18 protein-coding genes are annotated in these 21,863 nt (G+C 66.4%); 13 read left to right on the forward strand and 5 right to left on the reverse strand.

What is annotated here, in order from left to right; genetic code table 11:
* Positions 1–44: 44 nt before the first annotated feature.
* Together ACVI1L_RS28255 and ACVI1L_RS28260 are read right to left on the reverse strand one after the other, a co-directional pair.
* Complete coding sequence (locus ACVI1L_RS28255) at positions 45–1,031, reverse strand: UbiA family prenyltransferase (protein WP_229190050.1); 987 nt, start codon at positions 1,029–1,031, stop codon at positions 45–47.
* A 36-nt stretch (positions 1,032–1,067) separates the two neighbouring features.
* On the reverse strand, positions 1,068–2,645 hold the full coding sequence (locus ACVI1L_RS28260) for a hypothetical protein (protein ID WP_456784373.1): 1,578 nt from the start codon (positions 2,643–2,645) through the stop codon (positions 1,068–1,070).
* Between the two features lie 126 nt (positions 2,646–2,771).
* Here ACVI1L_RS28260 and ACVI1L_RS28265 point away from each other — a divergent pair, with 126 nt between their 5' ends.
* Together ACVI1L_RS28265 and ACVI1L_RS28270 are read left to right on the forward strand one after the other, a co-directional pair.
* On the forward strand, positions 2,772–3,932 hold the full coding sequence (locus tag ACVI1L_RS28265; RefSeq protein ID WP_456784374.1) for a hypothetical protein: 1,161 nt from the start codon (positions 2,772–2,774) through the stop codon (positions 3,930–3,932).
* Positions 3,929–4,162 carry a hypothetical protein gene (locus ACVI1L_RS28270; RefSeq protein ID WP_347340178.1) on the forward strand — a complete coding sequence of 78 codons (234 nt, stop codon included), beginning with the start codon at positions 3,929–3,931 and terminating at the stop codon, positions 4,160–4,162. Before ACVI1L_RS28265 ends, ACVI1L_RS28270 begins: the two co-directional genes overlap by 4 nt.
* A gap of 18 nt (positions 4,163–4,180) precedes the next feature.
* On the opposite strand, the gene ACVI1L_RS28275 is transcribed toward ACVI1L_RS28270, so the two are convergent.
* Positions 4,181–4,780, reverse strand: coding sequence for a VanZ family protein (locus ACVI1L_RS28275; RefSeq protein WP_210263074.1), 600 nt, complete (start codon positions 4,778–4,780; stop codon positions 4,181–4,183).
* Positions 4,781–4,952: 172 nt separating this feature from the next.
* On the opposite strand from ACVI1L_RS28275, the gene ACVI1L_RS28280 reads away from it, so the two are divergent.
* From ACVI1L_RS28280 to ACVI1L_RS28330, 11 genes are all read left to right on the forward strand, one after another.
* Complete coding sequence (locus ACVI1L_RS28280) at positions 4,953–5,615, forward strand: response regulator transcription factor (protein WP_016841655.1); 663 nt, start codon at positions 4,953–4,955, stop codon at positions 5,613–5,615.
* A 292-nt stretch (positions 5,616–5,907) separates the two neighbouring features.
* On the forward strand, positions 5,908–7,284 hold the full coding sequence (locus ACVI1L_RS28285; protein ID WP_456784375.1) for an ATP-binding protein: 1,377 nt from the start codon (positions 5,908–5,910) through the stop codon (positions 7,282–7,284).
* Positions 7,285–7,641: 357 nt separating this feature from the next.
* Positions 7,642–9,036: a hypothetical protein gene (locus ACVI1L_RS28290; protein ID WP_057020248.1), complete on the forward strand. Its 1,395-nt coding sequence runs from the start codon at positions 7,642–7,644 to the stop codon at positions 9,034–9,036.
* 362 nt (positions 9,037–9,398) lie between these two features.
* Positions 9,399–10,520 carry a c-type cytochrome biogenesis protein CcmI gene (gene ccmI, locus ACVI1L_RS28295; protein WP_456784376.1) on the forward strand — a complete coding sequence of 374 codons (1,122 nt, stop codon included), beginning with the start codon at positions 9,399–9,401 and terminating at the stop codon, positions 10,518–10,520.
* A 59-nt stretch (positions 10,521–10,579) separates the two neighbouring features.
* Positions 10,580–11,077, forward strand: a complete 498-nt coding sequence (gene ccmE, locus ACVI1L_RS28300; RefSeq protein ID WP_141340773.1) for a cytochrome c maturation protein CcmE — start codon at positions 10,580–10,582, stop codon at positions 11,075–11,077.
* Entirely contained in the window at positions 11,074–13,056 is a 1,983-nt protein-coding gene (locus ACVI1L_RS28305) for a heme lyase CcmF/NrfE family subunit (RefSeq protein ID WP_456784377.1), read from the forward strand. Before ccmE ends, ACVI1L_RS28305 begins: the two co-directional genes overlap by 4 nt.
* Complete coding sequence (locus ACVI1L_RS28310) at positions 13,056–13,562, forward strand: cytochrome c-type biogenesis protein (protein ID WP_456784378.1); 507 nt, start codon at positions 13,056–13,058, stop codon at positions 13,560–13,562. Before ACVI1L_RS28305 ends, ACVI1L_RS28310 begins: the two co-directional genes overlap by 1 nt.
* 171 nt (positions 13,563–13,733) lie before the next feature.
* A complete protein-coding gene (locus ACVI1L_RS28315) occupies positions 13,734–15,320 on the forward strand; it encodes a Do family serine endopeptidase (RefSeq protein WP_057020253.1) in 1,587 nt (528 codons plus the stop codon).
* Positions 15,321–15,585: 265 nt separating this feature from the next.
* Positions 15,586–16,266 carry a winged helix-turn-helix domain-containing protein gene (locus ACVI1L_RS28320; RefSeq protein ID WP_456785618.1) on the forward strand — a complete coding sequence of 227 codons (681 nt, stop codon included), beginning with the start codon at positions 15,586–15,588 and terminating at the stop codon, positions 16,264–16,266.
* Positions 16,250–17,704 (forward strand): ATP-binding protein, encoded by a 1,455-nt coding sequence (locus ACVI1L_RS28325; RefSeq protein ID WP_456784379.1) that lies wholly within the window; start codon positions 16,250–16,252, stop codon positions 17,702–17,704. Before ACVI1L_RS28320 ends, ACVI1L_RS28325 begins: the two co-directional genes overlap by 17 nt.
* Positions 17,701–20,658, forward strand: coding sequence for a bifunctional [glutamine synthetase] adenylyltransferase/[glutamine synthetase]-adenylyl-L-tyrosine phosphorylase (locus tag ACVI1L_RS28330; RefSeq protein WP_456784380.1), 2,958 nt, complete (start codon positions 17,701–17,703; stop codon positions 20,656–20,658). Before ACVI1L_RS28325 ends, ACVI1L_RS28330 begins: the two co-directional genes overlap by 4 nt.
* A 163-nt stretch (positions 20,659–20,821) precedes the next feature.
* Here the strand turns inward: ACVI1L_RS28330 and ACVI1L_RS28335 are convergent, their stop codons facing one another.
* Together ACVI1L_RS28335 and fdhD are read right to left on the reverse strand one after the other, a co-directional pair.
* On the reverse strand, positions 20,822–21,043 hold the full coding sequence (locus ACVI1L_RS28335; RefSeq protein ID WP_456784381.1) for a formate dehydrogenase subunit delta: 222 nt from the start codon (positions 21,041–21,043) through the stop codon (positions 20,822–20,824).
* Positions 21,027–21,863, reverse strand: a complete 837-nt coding sequence (gene fdhD / locus ACVI1L_RS28340) for a formate dehydrogenase accessory sulfurtransferase FdhD (RefSeq protein ID WP_456784382.1) — start codon at positions 21,861–21,863, stop codon at positions 21,027–21,029. The genes ACVI1L_RS28335 and fdhD overlap by 17 nt, the downstream gene beginning before the upstream one ends.

Raw genomic sequence — 21,863 nt, forward strand, 5'->3', positions numbered from 1 at the left:
TTGCGCGGAGATCATGCTCAAATAACGATCAAGCCGCGAGAGGCTCAGTTCAATGTGATGTAGTGCTGTTCGGCCAGCCGCGCGAGGAACGGCATGTCGACAAGGCTTGCCACCAGGAAGACGGCGACCAGCGCCAGCACGAGCAGCATCAGGCCGCGCTCGCCATAGAGCTTCTCGGGCTTCTGCGCCGACGACCCCGGCGACGTCGACATCGAGAAGTAGGTGGTGAACAGCATCACCACCAGCGGCATCGCCAGGACATACTCGATACGGTACTTCACCAGGAACACCGAGAGGAAGAACACCGAGAACAGCGAATAGCTGAGGCACGAGGCCGTCAGCGACACCTCGGTATAGTGCGCGAAGCTAGCGCGGTAGCGCGCCAGAAGCTCCTTGCCATGGGACGCGGCAATCTCGCGATATTCGGACAGCCGCTTGGCCGCCATCAGGAACGCGCCGCCAAACCAGTAGCACAGGATCACCGAGCCCGGCGGCAGCGAGGTCGGATCGATCATCGCCCAGCCGATCAACAGCCGCAGCGGATTGTTGACGGATTCCGAGATGACGTCGAAATAGGCCTTGTCCTTGCTCCGGAGCGGCGGGACATTGTAGACGATGCCCTGCACGGCGAAGATGCCGGTTGCGAACAGCATCAGGCGGCTGCTCGCAGATGCGCAGACGAGGCCGAGCGCGACCAGCAGCAGCCACTCTAGCCCGATGATCTTGCCGTCCATCGCGCTCTGCACCGCGGAGCGCTGCGATTTGGTCGGGTGATGCCGGTCGAAGTCGCGGTCGAACCATTCATTGATCACATAATTGGCCGACGCGATGCAGATCGCGGCCACAAGGCCGAGGACGATAGCGCTTGCGATATGCTCGCCTCTCGGGCCGCGCAACAGCCAGGCAAGGACAATCCCGGGAACGATGAAGATGTGCTTGGTGCTGTGATCGAGCCGCAGGATGGAAAGATACTGCCCGATGCTTGCGGCCGGCGGCTTGCCGGCTTCGACCTTGCTGTCCATCAGCGCCATCGCGCGGTCCTTTTTCTGTCGTCGTTGATCGATCGCCTAGTTGAGGAGGTAGACGTCGAAACTCTCGTCGGTCTTGGCGGGGCCGAAGCGGCGCAGCATCGTGGTCGCTTCGCGGAAATCGCGGATCTGCGCCGCTGAGGCACGGAACGTCCGCCAGTCCTTGCCTTCGTCGTAGTTCCGGTCGGGCGTGATCTCGTCGAGCCGGTAGGCCAGCAGGATGATGACGGGCGCACGGGTCGTGTCGCGAAGCTCGCGGCCAAGGCGCAGGGTCTCGCCGAGATCGCTCTCCATCTTGCCGTTGCGCGAGAAGATCACGACGCTGCCGAATTTGTGGTCGCGCGCGAGATAGGTCCGGTTCTTGACGTAGTAGGGCAGCGCCTCGACCAGCCATTCCGGCTCGCTGAGGATCACCGCATTGGTGAGATCGGCGCGCGAGGCGATCAGGCGGCCGAGATCGGCGCTGCGGCTCGCGACCACGCCGGTCACTGCGTTGCGCAAATCGTTGATGCCGGCGGCGGTCTGGATCGCGAGCACCAGCAGCAGCGACCCGCGTCCGATCGCCGGCAAGCGCCGCTCGAGCCATGCGCGAGAGCCGGATGGCGCGGTGACCCGGCTCCAGCCGATCCAGTAAAGCGCGATCAGGAAGCTCAGCCAGACCGCGGCATGTCGGTAGGCACCGTTGGCGGCGACGGCGAAGAACAACGACGTCAGCAACAGGGCGGCGATGGCGGCGAGAAACGCCGGTCGCCGCGGCAAGAGCCCGAGCGTCGCGCCGAACAGCAGCACCGATCCCGCGACCCCCGGCAGCAGATTGGCAAACAGCGCGCCCAGCGACGTCGCGCCAGGGTTCACCAGGGACAGGATTGCCGCCGCCAGCGGTGACTCGTGCGACCAGTCCCGGGCCGCGGCGTCATTATAGGTCGGCAGCATCGTCACCGCGCAGATCACGACGCCAATCGTCGTTATCGTTGCATTGATCGCGAAATTGGTGAGTTGCGGCGACCAGCGCCAGTCACGGCTCCCTCGGGTCTCGAGCAGGTCGAGCAGCCAGAACAGGAGGAATGCGCCGGCCATGATCGCGCCGACGACGTTGGTGTTGGCGAGCAGGAACAGCAGCGCGCCGAGCAGCAAACCACGGTCGCGGTGGGCCCGATAGCAGGCCGCGATCGCGAACAGGAACAGGGCCGAGATGCCGTAATTCCTCGCCATCACGACATATTCAAACAACAGCGCATGGCTCGTGATCAGCAGCAGGACCAACGGCCGCGGGAATGGCGACCGGAAGATCAGCAGTGCGACCGTGATGAGCCCGACCATGAGGGCGACGGCGGGCAGCACCTCGACCCGATCGAATACGGCATGCACGCCGCGCAACAGAAGGTACCAGAGGGCAGGGTGGCCCTCGCCATGCAACCCTCTCAGCATGGCGACCGGATCGTCGCCGTTCCGGGCAATGGTGAGCGCCCGGACCTCGTCGCGCCACATCACGTGACGGCCGATCTGGAAGCCGACCAGCGCGACCCATCCCGCGAGGAGCAGGACGTCCGGCCAGGATCGGCGGTCCCGCTTGGGCGCGAACAACCACTGGTCCAGGATGGGCAGAGAACGGGTCAATGAATCCTGCTGCTGCTCGGATCGGGACGGTCAAACCGGGGCGTCATCTGCCGGCCTGGTGGTTTGTGTTAACAGTAAAATCCACATAGAATGTTGTAACATTATGGGCGAACCAGACTAACATTTATGACGCCGACGCCGGCCCAGAGAACGGTCAGGGACATCGGTCCTGCGCACCCCGAGGTGGAGTTCGCGCTGGTGCTGGCGCGAACCATCGATTCCGTGAGCGCCGACCCGCAGCAGCTGCGCAGCGCGGTCTACGAGCTCGCGCGGCAGAAGCTGCAGCAGCTTGCGCACGAGGATCCGGCGGAAAAGCAGCGTCTGATGCAGGCGCTGGAAGTGGCGATCGAAGGCGTCGAAGCGCACACCAAGAGCAATGTGATCGAGAAATTCGAGGTGCCGCCGGCGCGGGCGCTGCCCGCATTCCTCGAGGCGGCGGGCGCTGCACGGCGGATCGAGGCCCCGCCCCGGATCGATGCCGAGCCGGCCTTTGTCACGACCCTCGATCGCGTCGAGCCTGCCGCGGTGACGCGTGGTCCGCGATGGTCGTCGTCGGCGCCGCTGCGTTACGTTGTCATGCTGGCGTTCTTCGGGCTGATCGCGGCCGTTGTCCTGCTGCAGCAACGCGGCGTGTCATTGGCTGCGGCCCGCGCGATGATTGCCGGCACGCTGGCATCGGCGCCGCCCGAAGCCCAAAGGCCGGCGGTGGTCGCGGCCGTCCCGGCGCCGGCCGCTGCGGCCGCCGCGCCGCCGCCGCCGAAACGGCCATTGCCGACCGTCTATGGCGTCTACGCCGAGAGCGGCCGCAAGCTCTACGAGCTGCAGCTGATCCAGGGGCGTGCGCCGGATCCGCGGGTGGCGATCTCGGCGGCGATCACCAGGCCGAGCGAGACCACGCTGCCTGACGGACATCTCCGCTTCATCGTGTTCCGGCGCGAGGGTGCCGGCGGCGCCTCCGATCCGATCGATGTACGTCTGATCGCGCATGTGAGCCAGCAGACCACGTTCGACGCGACCGGCAAGCCGGTGGTCTCGCCGGGCGACGACAGCTGGGTGATCCGCAACATCTCGATCCCGTTCCGCGCGGCGCCGCTCAAGGACGATCCGCAGATGTTCGAGATCCTGCCGCGCGACGACGCGCCGCTGCCGCCGGGACGCTACGCGCTGATCCTGAAGGCGCAGGTCTACGATTTCACGGTCGAGGGCGCGGTCACCGACAAGCGGCATTGCCTGCAGCGGCTGGCGGCCGCAAATGGCGTGTTCTACTCGGAATGCGAGAAACCGTGAGCGGGGTGTCCATCCGGTTCAGTGTCGTGCTGGCGCTCCTGCTGGCATCGCGTGCCGCCGTCGCCGCACCCGCCGCCGAGACCGCAAAGCGCTGCCTGCGCGCGGCCTACATGTTCTACCCCTACAAGCGACCGGGGGCCGTGCCGATGAATGGCGATCGGCTGCATTTCTTTCAGCAATGCATGGCGCAAGACGACACGAAGTCGGCGGAAGCGCCGAAGCGCGATTGAGCGCAATGCGCCGGCCGCTCAGTTCGCGGACTGCTCCACGCCCGACCTCAGCCGGCCGAGCTGGTTACGCAGCACGAGCAGCATGAAGCGACCGACGCCGATGCCGGCGAGACCCCCCGCCACCTTGACGATCGCATCGATCAGGCGGCCGTGACGATCCGGTGTCAGGAATTGCATTGCTTCGAGCGTGAACGCGCTGAAGATGACAAGGAGCACGATCAGCGCGGTGCGCCGCGGGTAGCCCAGCACGAAGGCCAGCGCCATCACGGCGAACGCCGCGAAATGCTCGATCTGCGGATGGAATAGCGAGGGACGGTCCTGGATCGGGGACAGTGTCACGAAGGCGATGAGCGCAAGCGCAAGCCAGCCTGCAATCACGCCGAACCTCCGTATCTTTGAAACAAGCAACGCGTTCTTCCCGGTCCATATGCGCTGGGCGCGCCGCCGTTGAATTAGCGCATCGCCGGTGTCAGCGACATGAAAATGGTCGTCGAAGGTTAACTTGCCGGTCGGCTGCAAATGACCCGACATGTTGTCCGCGCTCCGGTCCGCCGGAAGGTTGCCAGCAACAATTGCTTTCAAGTTTATGGTATTAAAATACCCTAAACTGAAACCCAATCTCACTTCGCGCGCATCTCATGGAGGGAACCAGGGGTGCTTGCGCGGGTTCCCCGGATGGTACACCTGACGAAAAAATTAGCGGCGCCTTGCGGGTCCATTCATAAGCCGTTCACGGCGGGAAGCCTCATTTGGTGCCGGAATGTCGTAATGCTCACTCTCGGAGGCCAAAGTGCGTCTGCTCGTCGTTGAGGATGATCCGGATCTAAACCGCCAGCTCACCACCGCGCTGACGGACGCCGGCTATGTGGTCGATCGCGCGTTCGACGGCGAGGAGGGGCATTTCCTTGGTGATAGCGAGCCGTACGACGCGGTGGTGCTTGATATCGGCCTGCCGAAAATGGACGGTATCTCGGTGCTCGAGGCCTGGCGGCGGAACAAGCGGGTGATGCCGGTGCTGATCCTCACCGCACGAGATCGCTGGAGCGACAAGGTTCAGGGCTTCGACGCCGGCGCCGACGACTATGTCGCCAAGCCCTTCCACCTCGAGGAGGTGCTGGCGCGGATCCGCGCGCTGCTGCGCCGCGCGACCGGGCATGCCCAGGTCGAACTGAACTGCGGGCCGGTGGCGCTGAACACCCGGACCAAGCGGGTCACCGTCAACGGCAATCCGATCAAGCTGACCTCGCACGAGTACAATCTGCTCGACTATCTGATGCACCACACCGGGCGGGTGGTCTCGCGCACCGAACTGGTCGAGCATCTCTACGACCAGGACTTCGACCGCGACTCCAACACGATCGAGGTGTTCGTCGGGCGCATTCGCAAGAAGCTGGAAGTCGATATCATCCAGACCGTGCGCGGCCTCGGCTACATGCTTTCGCCGCCGACCTAGAGCATGATCCGGAAAAGTGCGCAGCGGTTTTCCCTGCGACAAACGCGAAGCGTTTGCGCGGAGATCATGCTCTTGAAGCATTTTCGAGCGAAGTGGATGCCGGTTCGTTCGCGTGAAGAAAGCGCGGACCAAACAATGGGATAAGAACATGTCCTATTCAATCGGATCATGCTCTTAAGGTGCTTGATCGCGATGCGGGCATTGGCATGATCCGCGCCAGGAGGACTGGATTCGCCATGTCTGAACTCGCCTTGTCACGGCCCGCTGACGCGATGTTCGAGCTCGTGCCCTGATGGGCGGCAGCTCGCTCGCGACACGCCTGTTCGTCTCGGCGACCGCCTGGGTGGTGGTGATCCTGGCGATCACGGGCGTCATCCTGTCGTCAGTCTATCGCGACGCGACCGAGCGCGCCTTCGACCGGCGGCTCAATCTCTATCTGCGCACCCTGATCGCCGAGGTGGCGACGCCGGACGAGCCGGCGGACCGCCAGTTCCAGTCGCTGGGCGAGCCGCTGTTCGACCTTCCATTGTCGGGCTGGTACTGGCAGATCACCCGGACCGATACCGAAAAGGGCGAGACCCGCGCCTCGCGCTCGCTGTGGGATAAGAAGCTGCCCAAGCTCGAGGAGCACGGCGCCGAGCTGACCGCTGCCGGGGTCCGGCTCGGCTATGTCGACGGGCCCGAAGGCCAGAGCCTGCGCGTGGTGGAGCGGCCGGTCGATCTCGGTGCCGACGGCAAGTTCCTGGTCAGCGTCGCCGGCGATGCCACCGAGATCTTCGATGAGACCCGCAGCTTCGACTATTATCTCGGCGGCACCTTCGCCGCGCTCGGCGTCGTGCTGCTGCTGACCACGGTCTTCCAGGTGCGCTACGGCCTCGCGCCGCTCAAGCGCATTTCGGATGCGATCGCCGACATCCGCTCCGGCCGCGCCGAGCGGCTGGAGGGCCGGTTTCCGGTCGAGATCGCACCGCTGGCGCGCGAGACCAATGCGCTGATCGATGCCAACCGGGAGATCGTCGAGCGCTCGCGCACCCATGTCGGCAATCTCGCCCATGCGATCAAGACGCCGCTCTCGGTGATCGTGAACGAGGCGGCCGCGCATACCGCCGATCCTTTCGCCAGCAAGGTGCTGGAGCAGGCCGATCTGATGCGGGACCAGGTCGCGCACCATCTCGAGCGCGCGCGGATCGCCGCCCGTGCCACCATCGTCAGCACCATCACCGACGTCGCACCTGTGATCGAGGCGCTGCGCCGCACTATGGAGAAGATCCATCGCGATCGCGACCTCTCGATCGAGGCGAAGGCCGATCCGGCGGCACGGTTTCGCGGCGAGCGGCAGGATCTGGAGGAGATGGTCGGCAATCTCGTCGACAACGCCTGCAAATGGGCGGCTTCGCAGGTATTCGTCGAGGTGACCGTGGTCCCGCCCGAGGCCTCGGGCGCCGGGCCGAGGCTGCGCATTGTGGTCGACGACGACGGGCGCGGCCTGTCGGAAGCCGAGCGTGCCCAGGTGTCGCGGCGCGGCCAGCGGCTCGACGAGTCGAAACCCGGCTCCGGGCTCGGCCTGTCGATCGTGACCGATCTCGCCGGCCTCTATGGCGGCAATCTCACCCTGAACAACGCGCCGATCGGCGGCCTGCGCGCCGAGCTCACGCTGCCGGCGGTGTAGTGCAAGATGACTTTACTCTGAATCGAGCGGCAGATTCCGCTTCACCTCGCCCCGCGCGCGGGGAGAGGTCGGAACGCATCGTTAGATGCGTTCCGGGTGAGGGGGAGTCTCCGTAAACGCAGCTATCACCCGATACGCGGAGGCGGCCCCTCACCCCAACCCTCTCCCCGTAAGAACGGGGCGAGGGAGCGCAGCGCCGCCGCGGTCGCCATCCGACCTAAACCCATCTCGCTCTAGTCGGCCTTGGGAGGCTCGGCGCCGCTATTCTTCCTAAACGGCTTCTTAACGCGCCCGCCGCTATCATTGCGGGCGGACGGGCTGCGGCGCTTGCCGGGCACCAAGCTTTCACGACCGGGCATGAGCCAGAAATCGACCGAGCGGCTGAGGGATTATCTCGCGCAGCTTCCGCCGCAATCGCAGGCGCTGCTGATGCGTGAGCTGGAGCGCGCCGTCGAACGCGGCGATGACGTCGCCGTCGCCAATCTGGTCCTCGAGCAGCTGCGCAAGATCGTGCGCGGGGCTGAGGAGGACGAGCAGATCCAGCCGCGCAGCGACGACCCGGCGCGGCTCCTGTTCCGGCCGCTCGAGCCGTTCCTCGCCGAGACCAATTTCCCGACGCGAGCGGGCCAGATCCGGCGCGCCTCGCTGCTGCCGATCTGGCAATGGCTGGCCCGCGAGGGCGCGCCCGAAGCGGCTCGCGCGTTCGAGGCGGCGTTGGCCGCGGCCACGGAGAGCGGTCCGATGGAGGCCGCCGCGCGCAAGTTCCAGCTTGCCGCCGCGGACGCCATCCTCAAGATCGCGGCGCCGAGCCAGGACGACCGCCAGCGCGCGCTGTCGCGGGTCGGCCCGCCAAACGTGGTCGAGGACCTGCTGCCGATCGGCCTCGTTCTGCAGGCCCGCGAAGCGCTGGAAACCCTGGGAAGCCGGTTGCCGAGCCAGATCCGGGTATTTGCCGATTCCCAGATCGCCTCCGCGATGGAGGCGCTCAAGCTGCCGTCGTTGCAGACGCCGCAACTGCTGCCGTTTGCGCTGTCATTGATTGCGCAGCGGCTCGCCGCGCCATGGCAGATCATCCGTCTCGCCATCAAGATGGCGGCCTCCGACGACGAACTGCGGGTTGCGGCGACGCCTTACGGCATCGCGGTCACCATCGCGCTGCATGATTTGTCGTTCGTCGCGGCCTGCCTGCGCACCGACATCAGGCGCGGGCATTTCGATTATGTCGGCGAGCAGCTCAAGACCCTGCATGACGGCGTCCGCGGCCTGCGCACCGAGCTCGATCTGCGCAACGATTCCACCTGGGGCCGCCAGCTCACCTCGGTCCGCGCCGATACTTCCAACGCGCTGCAATCGGAGATCGACAGCGTGCCGGGCCGGGTCCGCCGCATCCTGCGCCAGCGCGCCGACAAGGACATTACGGCAGGGGCCAAGATCGATGCGACCGAGGTCGAGGATGCCGCGGCGCTGATCGATTTCGTCGCGGTGTGCCGCACCTATGCCAGCGAGCTCGCCATCAACGAGGTGACGCTGCGGACTTTCTCCGACCTGCAACATTATGTCGAGCAGTCGACCGAAGGGCTGGTGCAGTCGCTGCGCGGCGGCGACGCCCGGGTCCGGGCGTTCCGCCAGCAGCAGGTCAAGGCCGCGATCCGCTTCTGCGAAGTGCTGTTCGGCCACGACTACGCCTCCCTGATGAACCGGGCCGCCGAAAACGCCGTGACCGGCGAGCGCAAGTCGTCGCGCGCGGGGTAGCGAGACCGCGCAATTCGCGAGCATGTTCGACGGTAAGCCGACGAGCCCCGCTACGGCGGGATGATAGGCATTTGCGCTATTTCGGAATAATGGAAGTGTGGCACTGAGTTGCCCGACGTGTCAACCGTCAATCGAGCACCGGCGACCGCCTGCTACTTTGCATGGGGTTGTTTTCGATATTTTGGTCGTGCGCGCCTTCGCCCGGAGACGCCGGCGCAATACCGCCGGAACGGCACCGGAAACCGCCTGATTTCGACCTTCCGCCGATCCAGCAATTGTCAATTGCCGGGCTCGCCGCCGGTAGTGTAAAGCGATTCTAAGGCGGCTTGCCGGAAGCCGCCGTTCCATCCGGGAACCGCTTGATGACGCTGTGGTTTGTGTTCGCGCTGATGACGGTCGCGGCGATCTTTGCCGTGCTGTGGCCGCTCAGCCGCCGCGGGCGCGCGGATACCGGTGGCAGCGAGGTCGTGGTCTACCGCGACCAGCTCGCTGAAATCGACCGCGACATGGCCGCCGGCATCATCGGTGCCGCCGAGGCCGATGCCGCACGGGTCGAGATCAGCCGCCGGCTGCTGGCCGCCGCCGATCAGGGCGGACGTGAGACCCCGGTGCAAGGCAACCTCAATCTGCGGCGCACTGCCGCGATCGTCGGCCTGGTCGGATTGCCGGTGATTGCCTCGAGCTTCTATCTCGCGCTCGGCTCGCCGCGGCTTGGCGACTTTCCGCTCGCCGAGCGCGGCCGGGTGGCCGACGCCAACCAGCCGCTCGCCGATCTGGTCGCGCAGGTCGAGGCGCACCTTGAAAAGAACCCGACCGACGGCCGCGGCTGGACGGTGCTGGCGCCGGTGCTGTCGCGCCTCGGCCGCTACGATGACGCCGTCCGCGCCTATCGCAACGCCATCACCTATGCCGGCGACAGCGCCGATCGCCGCGCCGATCTCGGCGAGGCGCTGATGGGGACTGCCGGCGGCGTCGTCACCGCGGACGCCAAGGCGGAGTTCGAGCGTGCGGTCGCGCTGAATGGCGACGATGCCAAGGCGAACTATTTCCTCGGTCTCGCCGCCGAGCAGGACGGCCGCAAGGCCGATGCCGCGGCGCTCTGGCAGAAGATGCTGGCGAAAGGGCCATCGGACGCGCCATGGCGGCCGCTGGTGCAGGCCGCGCTCGTGCGGGTTGGCGGCAGCGTGCCCGGTGGCGTGAGCGCACCGGCGCTGCCGGACAGTGCGGTGGCTGCGGCCAGGGACATGAGCGAGGCCGATCGCGGCACCATGATCAAAGGCATGGTCGATCGGCTGGCGACGCGGCTGAAGACCAATGGCGACGACGTCGAGGGCTGGCTGCGGCTGGTCCGCGCCTATCTCGTGATGGGCGAGCGCGACAAGGCAATGAGCGCGCTCGCGGATGCCCGTCAGGCGGTCGGCAACGATGCGGACCGGTTGCGTCAGCTCAATGAGGGGCTGAAGAATCTCGGGCTGGATGGATAGAGCATGACGCCGAAAAGTGCGCGGCGGTTTTCGGAGGATGTCATGCGCAAGGATGGAACATGACCAGGAAGCAACGGCGTTTGACACTGATCGGCTGCGCGCTCGTCGTGCTCGCGATCGCCGCGGGCCTGGTGCTGAACGCGCTGCGCGATTCCATCGTGTTCTTCTCGACGCCGTCGATGGTCGCCGAAAAGCATCTCGGTCCGGGCAAGCGTTTCCGGCTCGGCGGCCTAGTGGAGCAGGGCTCGCTCAAGCGCGGCGACAATCTCGCCGTGACCTTCACCGTCGGCGACGGCGGCGCGACGCTGCCGGTCGCCTACAAGGGCATCCTGCCGGATCTGTTCCGAGAGGGGCAGGGCGTCGTCGCCGAAGGCGCGCTCGACGCGGGCGGCGTGTTCCGTGCTGACACCGTGCTCGCCAAGCATGACGAGACCTACATGCCGAAGGACGTCGCCGACGCCCTGAAGAAGCAGGGCCACTGGAAGGACGATTACGGTGCCAAATCAGGCAATACGCCGAGCGCCTCCGCGGCGCCGACCCAGGGAGCCGTGCGGTGATTGCCGAAAGTGGACATTACGCCCTGGTGCTCGCGCTCGGGCTGGCGCTGATCCAGTCCATCGTGCCGATCGTCGGCGCGCGCTGGCGCGATGCGGCGCTGATGAACGTCGCGCGTTCGACCGCGCTCGCCCAGTTGCTGTTCGTCGCGGCGTCGTTCGCGGCACTGGTGACGCTGCACGTCACCTCGGATTTCTCGGTCGCCAATGTCTACGAGAATTCGCACTCGCTGAAGCCGCTGCTCTACAAGATCACCGGCGTGTGGGGAAACCATGAAGGATCGATGCTGCTGTGGGTGTCGATCCTGGCGCTGTTCGGCGGCCTCGTCGCGGCCTTCGGCAACAATCTGCCGCTGTCGCTGCGCGCGCATGTGCTGGCGGTGCAGGCCTGGGTCGCCAGCGCGTTCTATCTGTTCATCCTGATCACCTCGAACCCGTTCCTGCGCATCGCCAATCCGCCGCTGGAGGGACGCGACCTCAATCCGGTGCTGCAGGATATCGGCCTCGCGGTGCATCCGCCGATGCTCTATCTCGGTTATGTCGGCTTCTCGATCTCGTTCTCGTTCGCGGTGGCGGCGCTGCTCGAGGGACGGATCGACGCCGCCTGGGCGCGCTGGGTGCGGCCGTGGACGCTGATGGCGTGGATTTTCCTGACGCTCGGCATCGCCATGGGCTCCTACTGGGCCTACTACGAGCTCGGCTGGGGCGGCTGGTGGTTCTGGGATCCGGTCGAGAACGCATCGCTGATGCCGTGGCTTGCCGGCACCGCGCTGCTGCATTCGGCGCTGGTGATGGAGAAGCGCAACGCGCTGAAGGTCTGGACCGTCCTGCTGTCGATCCTGACTTTCTCGCTGTCGTTGCTCGGCACCTTCCTGGTGCGCTCCGGCGTGCTGACCTCGGTCCACGCGTTCGCCACCGATCCGACACGCGGCGTGTTCATCCTGCTGATCCTGTTCGTCTTCATCGGCGGCAGCCTGTCGCTGTATGCCTGGCGTGCGCCGGCGCTGAAGCAGGGCGGGCTGTTCGCGCCGATCTCGCGCGAAGGCGCGCTGGTGCTCAACAATCTGCTGCTCACCACCGCCTGCGCGACCGTGTTCATCGGCACGCTGTATCCGCTGGCGCTCGAGGTGCTGACCGGCGAGAAGATCTCGGTCGGCGCGCCGTTCTTCAATTTCACCTTCGCGCCGCTGTTCGTGCCGCTGCTGCTCGCGGTGCCGTTCGGGCCGCTGCTGGCCTGGAAGCGCGGCGACCTGCTCGGCGCGGCGCAGCGGCTGATGGTGGCCGGCATCGTCGCGCTGGTTGCGATGGCGCTGGTGCTGGCGTGGACCTATGGCGGCGCGACCTTGGCGCCGCTCGCGTTCGGGCTGGCGGTGTTCGTGATCATGGGCGCGCTGTGCGATCTCGCCGAGCGCATCGCGCTGTTCCGGATTCCGCTGTCGCTCTCGTTGCGCCGTGCGCGCGGCTTGCCGCGTGCGACCTGGGGCACCGCCTTCGCGCATGCCGGTCTCGGTGTCGCGCTGATCGGGATCGTCTGCGAGACCACCTGGAACAGCGAATATATCGGCGCGATGAAGCCGGACGACGTCGCTCGCGTCGCCGGCTACCAGTTGCGGCTCGACGGCCTGAACCCGCGGCAGGGGCCGAACTTCCGCGAGATGGTCGCGCAATTCACCGTGACGCGTGACAGCGAGAAGGTCAGCGTGATGACGCCGTCGAAGCGCAACTTCACGACGCGCGGCGCCTCGACGACCGAGGCCGCGCTGATGACGCGCGGCGCCAGCCAGCTCTACATCTCGCTCGGCGATACCTCGGCCGACGGCGCGATCGCGGTGCGCATCTATCACAAGCCGCTGGTGCTGATGATCTGGTGGGGCCCGGTGCTGATGGCGTTCGGTGGTCTGCTGTCGCTGTCCGACCGCCGCTTGCGGGTCGGCGCGCCGAAGCCGGCGAAAGCGGCGCGTGCATTGCAGGCGGCCGAGTGATGCGGTCGCGCGCGCTTGCAGCCGCCGTGCTTGCCGCGGTCCTGATGCTCGGTGCGACGCCGGCCCGGGCGGTGCTGCCCGACGAGGTCATGGCGGACCCGGCCAAGGAGGCGAGGGCGCGCGAGCTCTCCAAGGAGCTGCGCTGCATGGTCTGCCAGAACCAGTCGATCGACGATTCGGAGGCGCCGCTGGCGCGCGACCTGCGTCTCTTGGTGCGTGAACGCATCTCGGCCGGCGACAGCGACGGCCAGGTGATCGATTTCCTGGTGGCGCGCTACGGCGAATTCGTGCTGCTGAAGCCCCGCCTCAACGAGCACACGCTGCTGCTGTGGCTGACCCCGCCGCTGGCGCTGCTGCTGGGCGGTTTGGCGCTCTGGCGGCTCGGCCGGCGCAAGGCAAATCCGGCCGCCGGCGGGGGCGATTCCGCCCCTGGACTGACGTCCGACGAGCAGGCGCGGCTGGAACGCCTGCTGGCGGCGGAATCCGCGCCGGACAAGCCGCTTTAGTTCCCTTTTAAGTCCTTTATTTACCTGCGCTATTCTGCCGCAGCGGCGGCCGCCTCGATTACAAAAGTTTAATTCCGCAGCCAGCGCGCCGTAAGGCTGATGACCCCATGTTCAGACCCATCAGGTGCTTGCCCCGGCACCAATGATTCTGGCCCCTGGAGATTTCAAGACATGACCGACCGTCCCGACCTCTCGACCCTTCCATCCTACAAGGCGCCGAAGCGCTCGCTGTTCTCTGCCCGCAAACTCGCGCTGATGGCGTCGGTCGTGGCCGGCCTCGGTGCCGCCACCTACGGCTTCAGCCCCTCGCACAATCCCGCCGACCTATTCACGACGCCCGCGCATGCGCAGGTCAATAACGAGGTCAAGAAGGTTCAGCAGCCGGTCGGATTTGCCGACATCGTCGAGCGCGTGAAACCGTCGGTGATCTCGGTCAAGGTCAACATTCGCGAGAAGGTCGCGAAGGATGACAGCAACAACAATGACGATTCGCCGTTCCAGCCGGGTTCGCCGATGGAGCGCTTCTTCCGCCGCTTCGGCGGTCCGGATGGCTTGCCCCCGGGCCTGCGCGGTGGACCGCGCGGCGGTGGCGTGGTGACGGGCCAGGGTTCCGGCTTCTTCATCTCGGCTGACGGCTTTGCCGTGACCAACAATCACGTCGTCGACGGCGCCGACAAGGTCGAAGTCACCACCGACGACGGCAAGACCTATTCCGCCAAGGTGATCGGCACCGATCCGCGCACCGACCTCGCGCTGATCAAGGTCGAGGGCGGCTCCAACTTCCAGTTTGCCAAGCTTTCCGAAACCAAGCCACGCATCGGCGACTGGGTGCTGGCGGTCGGCAATCCGTTCGGCCTCGGCGGCACCGTGACCGCGGGCATCGTCTCGGCCTCCGGCCGCGACATCGGCAACGGCCCGTATGACGATTTCATCCAGATCGATGCGCCCGTGAATAAGGGCAATTCGGGTGGCCCGGCGTTCGACGTGTCCGGTGAGGTGATGGGCGTCAACACGGCGATCTACTCGCCGTCCGGCGGCAGCGTCGGCATCGCGTTCTCGATCCCGGCCCAGACCGTCAAGAGCGTCGTCGCCCAGTTGAAGGACAAGGGCGCGGTCAGCCGTGGCTGGATCGGCGTCCAGATCCAGCCGGTGACCTCCGACATCGCCGACAGCCTCGGCATGAAGAAGGCCGAAGGCGCGCTGGTTGCCGAACCGCAGGCCAACGGCCCCGCGGCCAAGGCCGGCATCGAATCCGGTGACGTCATCACCGCCGTCAATGGCGAGCCGGTGAAGGATGCGCGCGAACTCGCCCGCACCATCGGTGGCCTCGCGCCCGGCAACGCCGTGAAGCTGAACGTACTGCACAAGGGTCAGGACAAGACCGTCAACCTCACGCTCGGCCAGCTGCCGAACAACCTGGAAGCCAAGGCGGACACCGACAAGAGCGACAAGGGCAACTCGTCCCGCGGCACCGACGTGCCGAAGCTCGGCCTCACCGTCGCGCCCGCCAACAGCGTGGCCGGCGCCGGCAAGGATGGCGTGGTCGTGACCGAAGTCGATCCCAAGAGTGCTGCCGCTGAGCGGGGCTTCAAGGAAGGCGACGTGATCCTCGAGGTCGCCGGCAAGTCCGTCGGCACCGCCGGTGAAGTGCGGGATGCGATCACCGCGGCGCGCAATGACAGCAAGAACAGCGTTCTCATGCGCGTGAAGAGCGGCGGTTCGTCGCGCTTTGTGGCAGTGCCGCTGGCGAAGGGATAACTATCTATGAGTTGGAAGGCGTCGCCGGCATCAGTCGCCCCCGCCGACGGCGCTTTCCGGGGGGCGGGCCCCTTGCTCGCTCCCTACGTTGCCTTTCGATGGAATATGCCCCCCTCTGTCGGAAGGTCTCAGGGCGGTGAGGTCCCCCAGCTTCACCGCCCACTTTTTTCAAGCAATCGAGAATATACGCGGTCGTCTTGCATGTGCAGGCCGGCCGCGTCATGCTGACAGAGGGCCAATTCCCGTGACCGCAATCGCTCCGCAAATGCGCATCCTGATCATCGAAGACGACCGTGAGTCAGCCGACTATCTGGTCAAGGCATTCCGCGAAGTCGGCTATATCGCCGATCTCGCCTCCGATGGCGAGGAAGGGCTGTCGATGGCCGAGATCGGCGACTACGACGTGCTGGTTGTGGATCGCATGCTGCCGAAGCGTGACGGCCTGTCGCTGATCGGCAGCCTGCGCGACAAGGGCAACCGGACGCCGGTACTCATCCTCTCGGCGCTCGGCCAAGTCGATGACCGCATCAAGGGCCTGCGCGCCGGCGGCGACGACTACCTGCCGAAACCCTATTCCTTCGCCGAGCTGCTCGCGCGCGTCGAGGTGCTGTCGCGGCGCAATGTCGGCCCGGCCGAGGAGACGACCTACCGGGTCGGCGACCTCGAGCTCGATCGGCTGTCCCATCGCGTCGCCCGCGGCAAGGACGAGCTTACCTTGCAGCCGCGTGAGTTCCGCCTGCTCGAATATCTCATGAAGCATGCCGGGCAGGTGGTGACGCGCACCATGCTGCTCGAGAATGTCTGGGATTATCATTTCGATCCGCAGACCAACGTCATCGACGTCCACATCTCGCGGCTGCGCTCCAAGATCGACAAGGGTTTTGAGCGGCCGCTGCTGCATACCATCCGCGGCGCGGGGTATATGATCCGTGACGGCATTCGGTAAACTGATCCGGACCACGGCGTTTCGGCTGACGCTGGTCTACCTGTTCCTGTTCGCGCTGTTCGCCGCCTCGCTGCTGGCTTACTTCGCCTGGAACACGCGGCGGCTGATCACCGAGCAGATCACGACGACGGTCAACGTCGAGATCAGCGAGATCACCGACATCTACAACCGCCGCGGCCTGCGCGGCCTGCTGGGCACCATGGGCAATCGTGCGCTGCGGCCGGGCGCCAACCTCTATCTGGTGACGGCGCCGAACGGGCAGATGCTCGCCGGCAATGTCGGCGCGCTGGCACCGGGCGTGATGAGCGTGCAGGGCTGGACGGAGACCGCCTATCGCCGGCTCGACGACCAGGACAAGACCGATCACCGCGCGCTGGTGCGGGTCACCGAGATGGAGAACGGCTTCCGCCTGCTGGTCGGGCGCGACCTCGAGGAGCGGCGGCGGCTGTTCGGCATCGTCGCCAAGGCCGCGCAATGGTCGATCCTCGTCGTCGTCGTGCTCGGCATCGGCGGCGGCATCTTCGTCGCCCGCCGCGTGCTGCACCGGATCGACGCCATGACCGGCACCACCAAGCGCATCATGGCGGGCGATCTGTCCGGCCGGCTGCCGGTCGGCCGCAGCGGCGACGAGCTCGATCGCCTGGCGGAAAATCTCAATGCCATGCTCGAGCGCATCGAGGCGCTGATGACGGGGCTGAAGGAGGTCTCCGACAACATCGCCCATGACCTCAAGACGCCGCTGACACGGCTGCGCAACCGCGCCGAGGAGGCGCTGGCGCGGTCGGGCTGCGAGGCCGAGTATCGCGCGGCGCTGGAGCGGACCATCGAGGAATCCGACGGGCTGATCCGCACCTTCAACGCCCTGTTGATGATTGCGCGTGCCGAGTCCGGCCAGGCGCGCGGCAACATGGACGATTTCGACGGTGCCGATGTCGCCAACGGCATCCACGAGCTGTACGAGCCGCTGGCCGAGGACGACGGCATGACGCTGCAGGTGAAGACCATGCCGGCGCCGATTCACGGCAACCGCGAATTGATCAGCCAGGCGGTCGCCAACCTGGTCGAGAATGCCATCAAATACGGCAAGCCCGACGTCAGCGTGCAGCCGCTCAATGCGGATGCGCGGGAGATCCTGATCGAGGCGCGGCGCGAGGGCGACCAGGTCCTGCTCAGCGTCACCGACCACGGTCCGGGCATTCCCGAGGCCGACCGCAAGCACGCGGTCGAGCGCTTCGTCCGGCTCGAGGCGAGCCGGACCTTACCCGGTTCCGGTCTCGGCCTCAGCCTGGCCTCGGCGGTCGCCACGCTTCATGGCGGCGAGCTCAGGCTCGGCGATGCCCATCCGGGGCTGGTCGCCACCCTGGTGCTGCCCGCGCGGGCGGGCGGCAGTGACAGGCTTGCGGCTCAAACGCAGGATGTGCCACAGAAGGCGGCATGAATGCCGCCGCGCCGGGAAACGCGGATCGACATGGTCTGGCCGCGCGGTTCGCGGACGGACCGCGTGTCGCCGCGCCCACATCCGCCGATCAGCGCCTGACCGACTGGTTCGCCGAGCTCGAGCCGGCGCAATTGGCCGCGCTCAATGCGCTGCTTGAACATCCGTTCGCACGCGACATCCTGCGTGGCATCGCCGAGTTCTCGCCCTACCTGTTCGAGCTCGCGCGTGCCGACGCCGCGCGGCTGATCCGGATCCTGTCATGCGACCCGGAGTCGCATCTGGCCAACCTGATCGAGACGACGTCGCGCGAGGTGCTCGCCGCCGGCAGCGAGGCCGACGTGATGGTTCTGCTTCGCCGCATGAAGGCGGAGGCCGCGCTGATGATCGCGCTGTGCGACATCGGCGGCGTCTGGCCGGTGATGCGGGTGACGGCGGCGCTGACCGACATCGCGGTGAATTCGGTGCAATCGGCGCTGCGATATCTGTTCCGGCAGGAAGTGGCCCGCGGCCGGATGACCGCGGCCGATCCCGATCACCCCGAAGCAGGTTCGGGCCTGATCGTGCTCGCGATGGGCAAGATGGGGGCCGGCGAGCTGAACTATTCCAGCGACATCGACCTGATCGTGTTCTTCGATCGCGCGGCCACCTCGCTCGCCGAGGACATTGAGCCGCAGCCGTTCTTCGTGCGCGTCACCCAGGCGATGGCGCGGATGCTGCAGCAGCGCTCGGGCGACGGCTATGTGTTCCGGGTCGATCTCAGGCTGCGTCCGGACCCGGCCTCGACCCAGGTCGCGATCTCGACCGACGCGGCGTTGCATTATTACGAACGCGAGGGACGCACCTGGGAGCGCGCCGCGATGATCAAGGCGCGGCCCTGTGCCGGCGATCCGAAGGCCGGCGAGGCGCTGATCGCCGAGCTCGCGCCCTTTGTCTGGCGCAAGCATCTGGATTTTGCCGCGCTTGCCGATGTCCACGACATGAAGCGGCAGATGCAGACCTATCGCGGCCAGAGCGAGATCTCGGTCGAGGGCCATAACGTCAAGGTCGGCCGCGGCGGCATCCGCGAGATCGAGTTCTTCGCCCAGACCCAGCAGCTGATCGCTGGCGGCCGCCATCCGGAGTTGCGGGTGCGGCCGACGCTGGAGGCGCTCAACGTGCTCGCCAACAGCAACTGGATCACCTTTGAAGCGCGCGACGAATTGACGACGGCCTATGAATTCCTGCGCCGGGTCGAGCACCGGCTGCAGATGATCGCCGACGAGCAGACCCATTCGCTGCCCGAAGCGCCTGAGGATGTCGAGCGCTTTGCGCATTTCTTCGGCTACGAAAATCGCGAGGCCTTCGCCAGAGACCTGCTCGGCCAGCTCAAGATCGTGCAGAACCACTATGGCAAGCTGTTCGAGGGCGACGATCCGACCGGCACCGCAAAGCTGCCGGATATCGACTACGGCGCCGGGCCTGAGGATGCCCGCCTGATCGAACATCTCGCCAATCTCGGCTTCAAGAAGCCCATTGCGGTTGCCGGCACCGTGCAGCAATGGATCGAGGGCGACTATCGCGCGCTGCGCGTCGAGGCGACGCGCGCCGCGTTCCTGGAATTCATTCCCGGCCTGATCGACGGCCTCGCGCATGCCGAGGAGCCGGACGATGCGGTGGCGGCGTTCGACCGTTTCCTCGGCGCGCTGCAGCGGGGCGGCCGGCTGATCTCGCTGCTCAGCCAGAACCGCGACTTCGTCGCGCTGGTGGCGCTGATCCTCGGCGCGGCACCGCGGCTCGGCGACATGCTGGCGCGGCAGCCGCAGATCATGGACGGCCTGGTCGATCCGCGCTTCTTCGGCGCGATGCCGGACAAGAAGGAACTGTCGGAGCGGCTGGCCGCCACGCTGCAGGATGCGTCGTCCTACGAGGATTTTCTCGATCGTCTGAGATTGTTCGGCCAGGAGAGCCTGTTCCTGATCGGCACGCGGATCCTGTCCGGCACGGTATCGGCGCAGCACGCCAGCACCGCCTTTGCCGATGTGGCCGAGGGGATCGTCCACACCGTGCACGGCCTCGTCACCGACCAGTTCGCCGCGCAATATGGTCGGATCAATGGGCAGGAGACCGCGATCGTCGCGATGGGGCGGCTCGGCAGCCGCGAGATGACGGCGTCCTCCGACCTCGATTTGATCCTGCTGTACGATTTCGACAGCGAGGCGCCGGACTCCGACGGCGAGCGCTCGCTGCATGGCGCGCAGTATTTTGCCCGCTTCACCCAGCGCCTGATCAGCGCCTTCACGACCCGAACCAATTACGGCGTGCTCTATGAGGTCGACATGCGGCTGCGCCCGTCGGGGCGCGCCGGCCCGGTCGCCTCGCGGATCGATTCATTCTCCGACTACCAGGAGCGCGAGGCCTGGACATGGGAGCACATGGCGCTGACGCGCGCCCGCGTGATCTCGTCGTCGCCGGAATTCCGCGAGAAGATCGAAGCGATCATCCGCAGCGTGCTGACCCGGCCGCGCGATGCGGCGTCGACCGCGGCCGACGTTGCCGACATGCGGCGCGCGATCGCGCTGGAGAAGGGCGAGGACGACGTCTGGGATCTCAAGCTCGCCGCCGGCGGGCTCGTCGACATCGATTTCATCGCGCAATATCTCCAGCTCGCGCATGCCGCGGTGAAGCCGGAAATCCTCAGCGTCTCCACGCTGCAGGTGCTCGACAATGCCGCCAAGCTCGGCCTGCTCGGCCAGTCCGAGGCGGAGATCCTGCGCTCGGCGGCGCGGCTCTATCATGACCTGACGCAGATCCTGCGGCTCTGCGTCACCGGCAAGTTCAATCCGGAGACCGCGGGCGAAGACCTGCTGCGCGTAATGGCGCGGGCCGGGGACACGCCGGACTTCTCCGCGCTGGAAGCCCGCCTGCGCGAGACCCAAAGCGAGGTGCGCCGCGTCTTCAACACGATCGTGGGGTAGGGGCGGTAGCGCCTACAATCACCGCTCGATCCACGTCATTGCGAGCGAGGCGAAGCAATCCACAGTTCCGCAAGCGGAGAGGTGGATTGCTTCGTCGCTATCGCTCCTCGCAATGACGGCGGTGCGGAGCGCTCACAGCCTCTAGGAATGATAGTCCAGAAAGCTACGCCTGCTGCTTCAACTTCTGCAAGGCATCGCGGACGTCGGGATCGAGGCCGGTGCCGCCGGCGTCGAGATGGGCGAAGATCTGCTTGCGCATCCGCGGGTCCCAGAACTTCCAGATGTGCTCGGAAATGCCCTGCACGGCACGCCCGCGCCCCTGGCTCTGGAAGAATTTTCCGATCTGGTTCGCCATATAGACCAGTTTGTCAGGCGACGACGACATAAACGGGCTCCTTGCCGGCCATCGCGCCTGTGACGCGTTCCGGATGCGTAAAGATTTCAAATCCATCGGCGCGAGCGATCGCGGCGAGCGTGATGCCGGCGGCATCCGCCATCCGCACCGCAAGCGCGGTCGGCGCCGACACCGCAGCGATCAGCGGCGCGCCGATCGCGGCGGTCTTCTGAACCATTTCGACCGAAACGCGGCTGGTGAGCAGCACCATGCCTTCGCCGGCCATGACCTTGTCGCGGGCCAGCGCGCCGGCGAGCTTGTCGAGCGCATTGTGGCGGCCGACATCCTCGCGCAGCGCCACGATGCCGCGCGCGCCCGTCCAGAACGCCGCGGCGTGCACGGCGCGGGTCTGGTGGTTGATCTCCTGCAGCGGCGCCACCGCCGCCATCGCCGCCATGATCTCGCGCGGCGAGAAGGCGCGGCCCGCGCGTACCACCGCGGCCGGCCGGACTGCCTCGCTGATGGAATCGAGTCCGCACAGGCCGCAGCCGGTCGGTCCGGCGATGTTGCGCCGTCGCTCGGCGATCCGCTCGGCCCTGTCAGGCCTGAGCCACATCCGAAGCTCGATGCCGTCATCGAGCTCGACGATGTCGAGGGTCTCGATCTCGTCGGCCGCTTGCACGATGCCTTCGCTCAGGCTGAAGCCCACGGCGAAATCGCCGAGGTCCTCGGGCGAGCCCATCATCACGGCGTAGGTGCCGCCATTATAGGTCAGCGCGAGCGGCGTCTCCTCCGGGATCAGGCGCGCGCCGTCGCTGAAGACGCCGTTGCGCCAGACCTTCCGGTTCGCCTGATAGACGGGCTCGCGCAT

Source organism: Bradyrhizobium sp. USDA 4516, assembly GCF_054055915.1.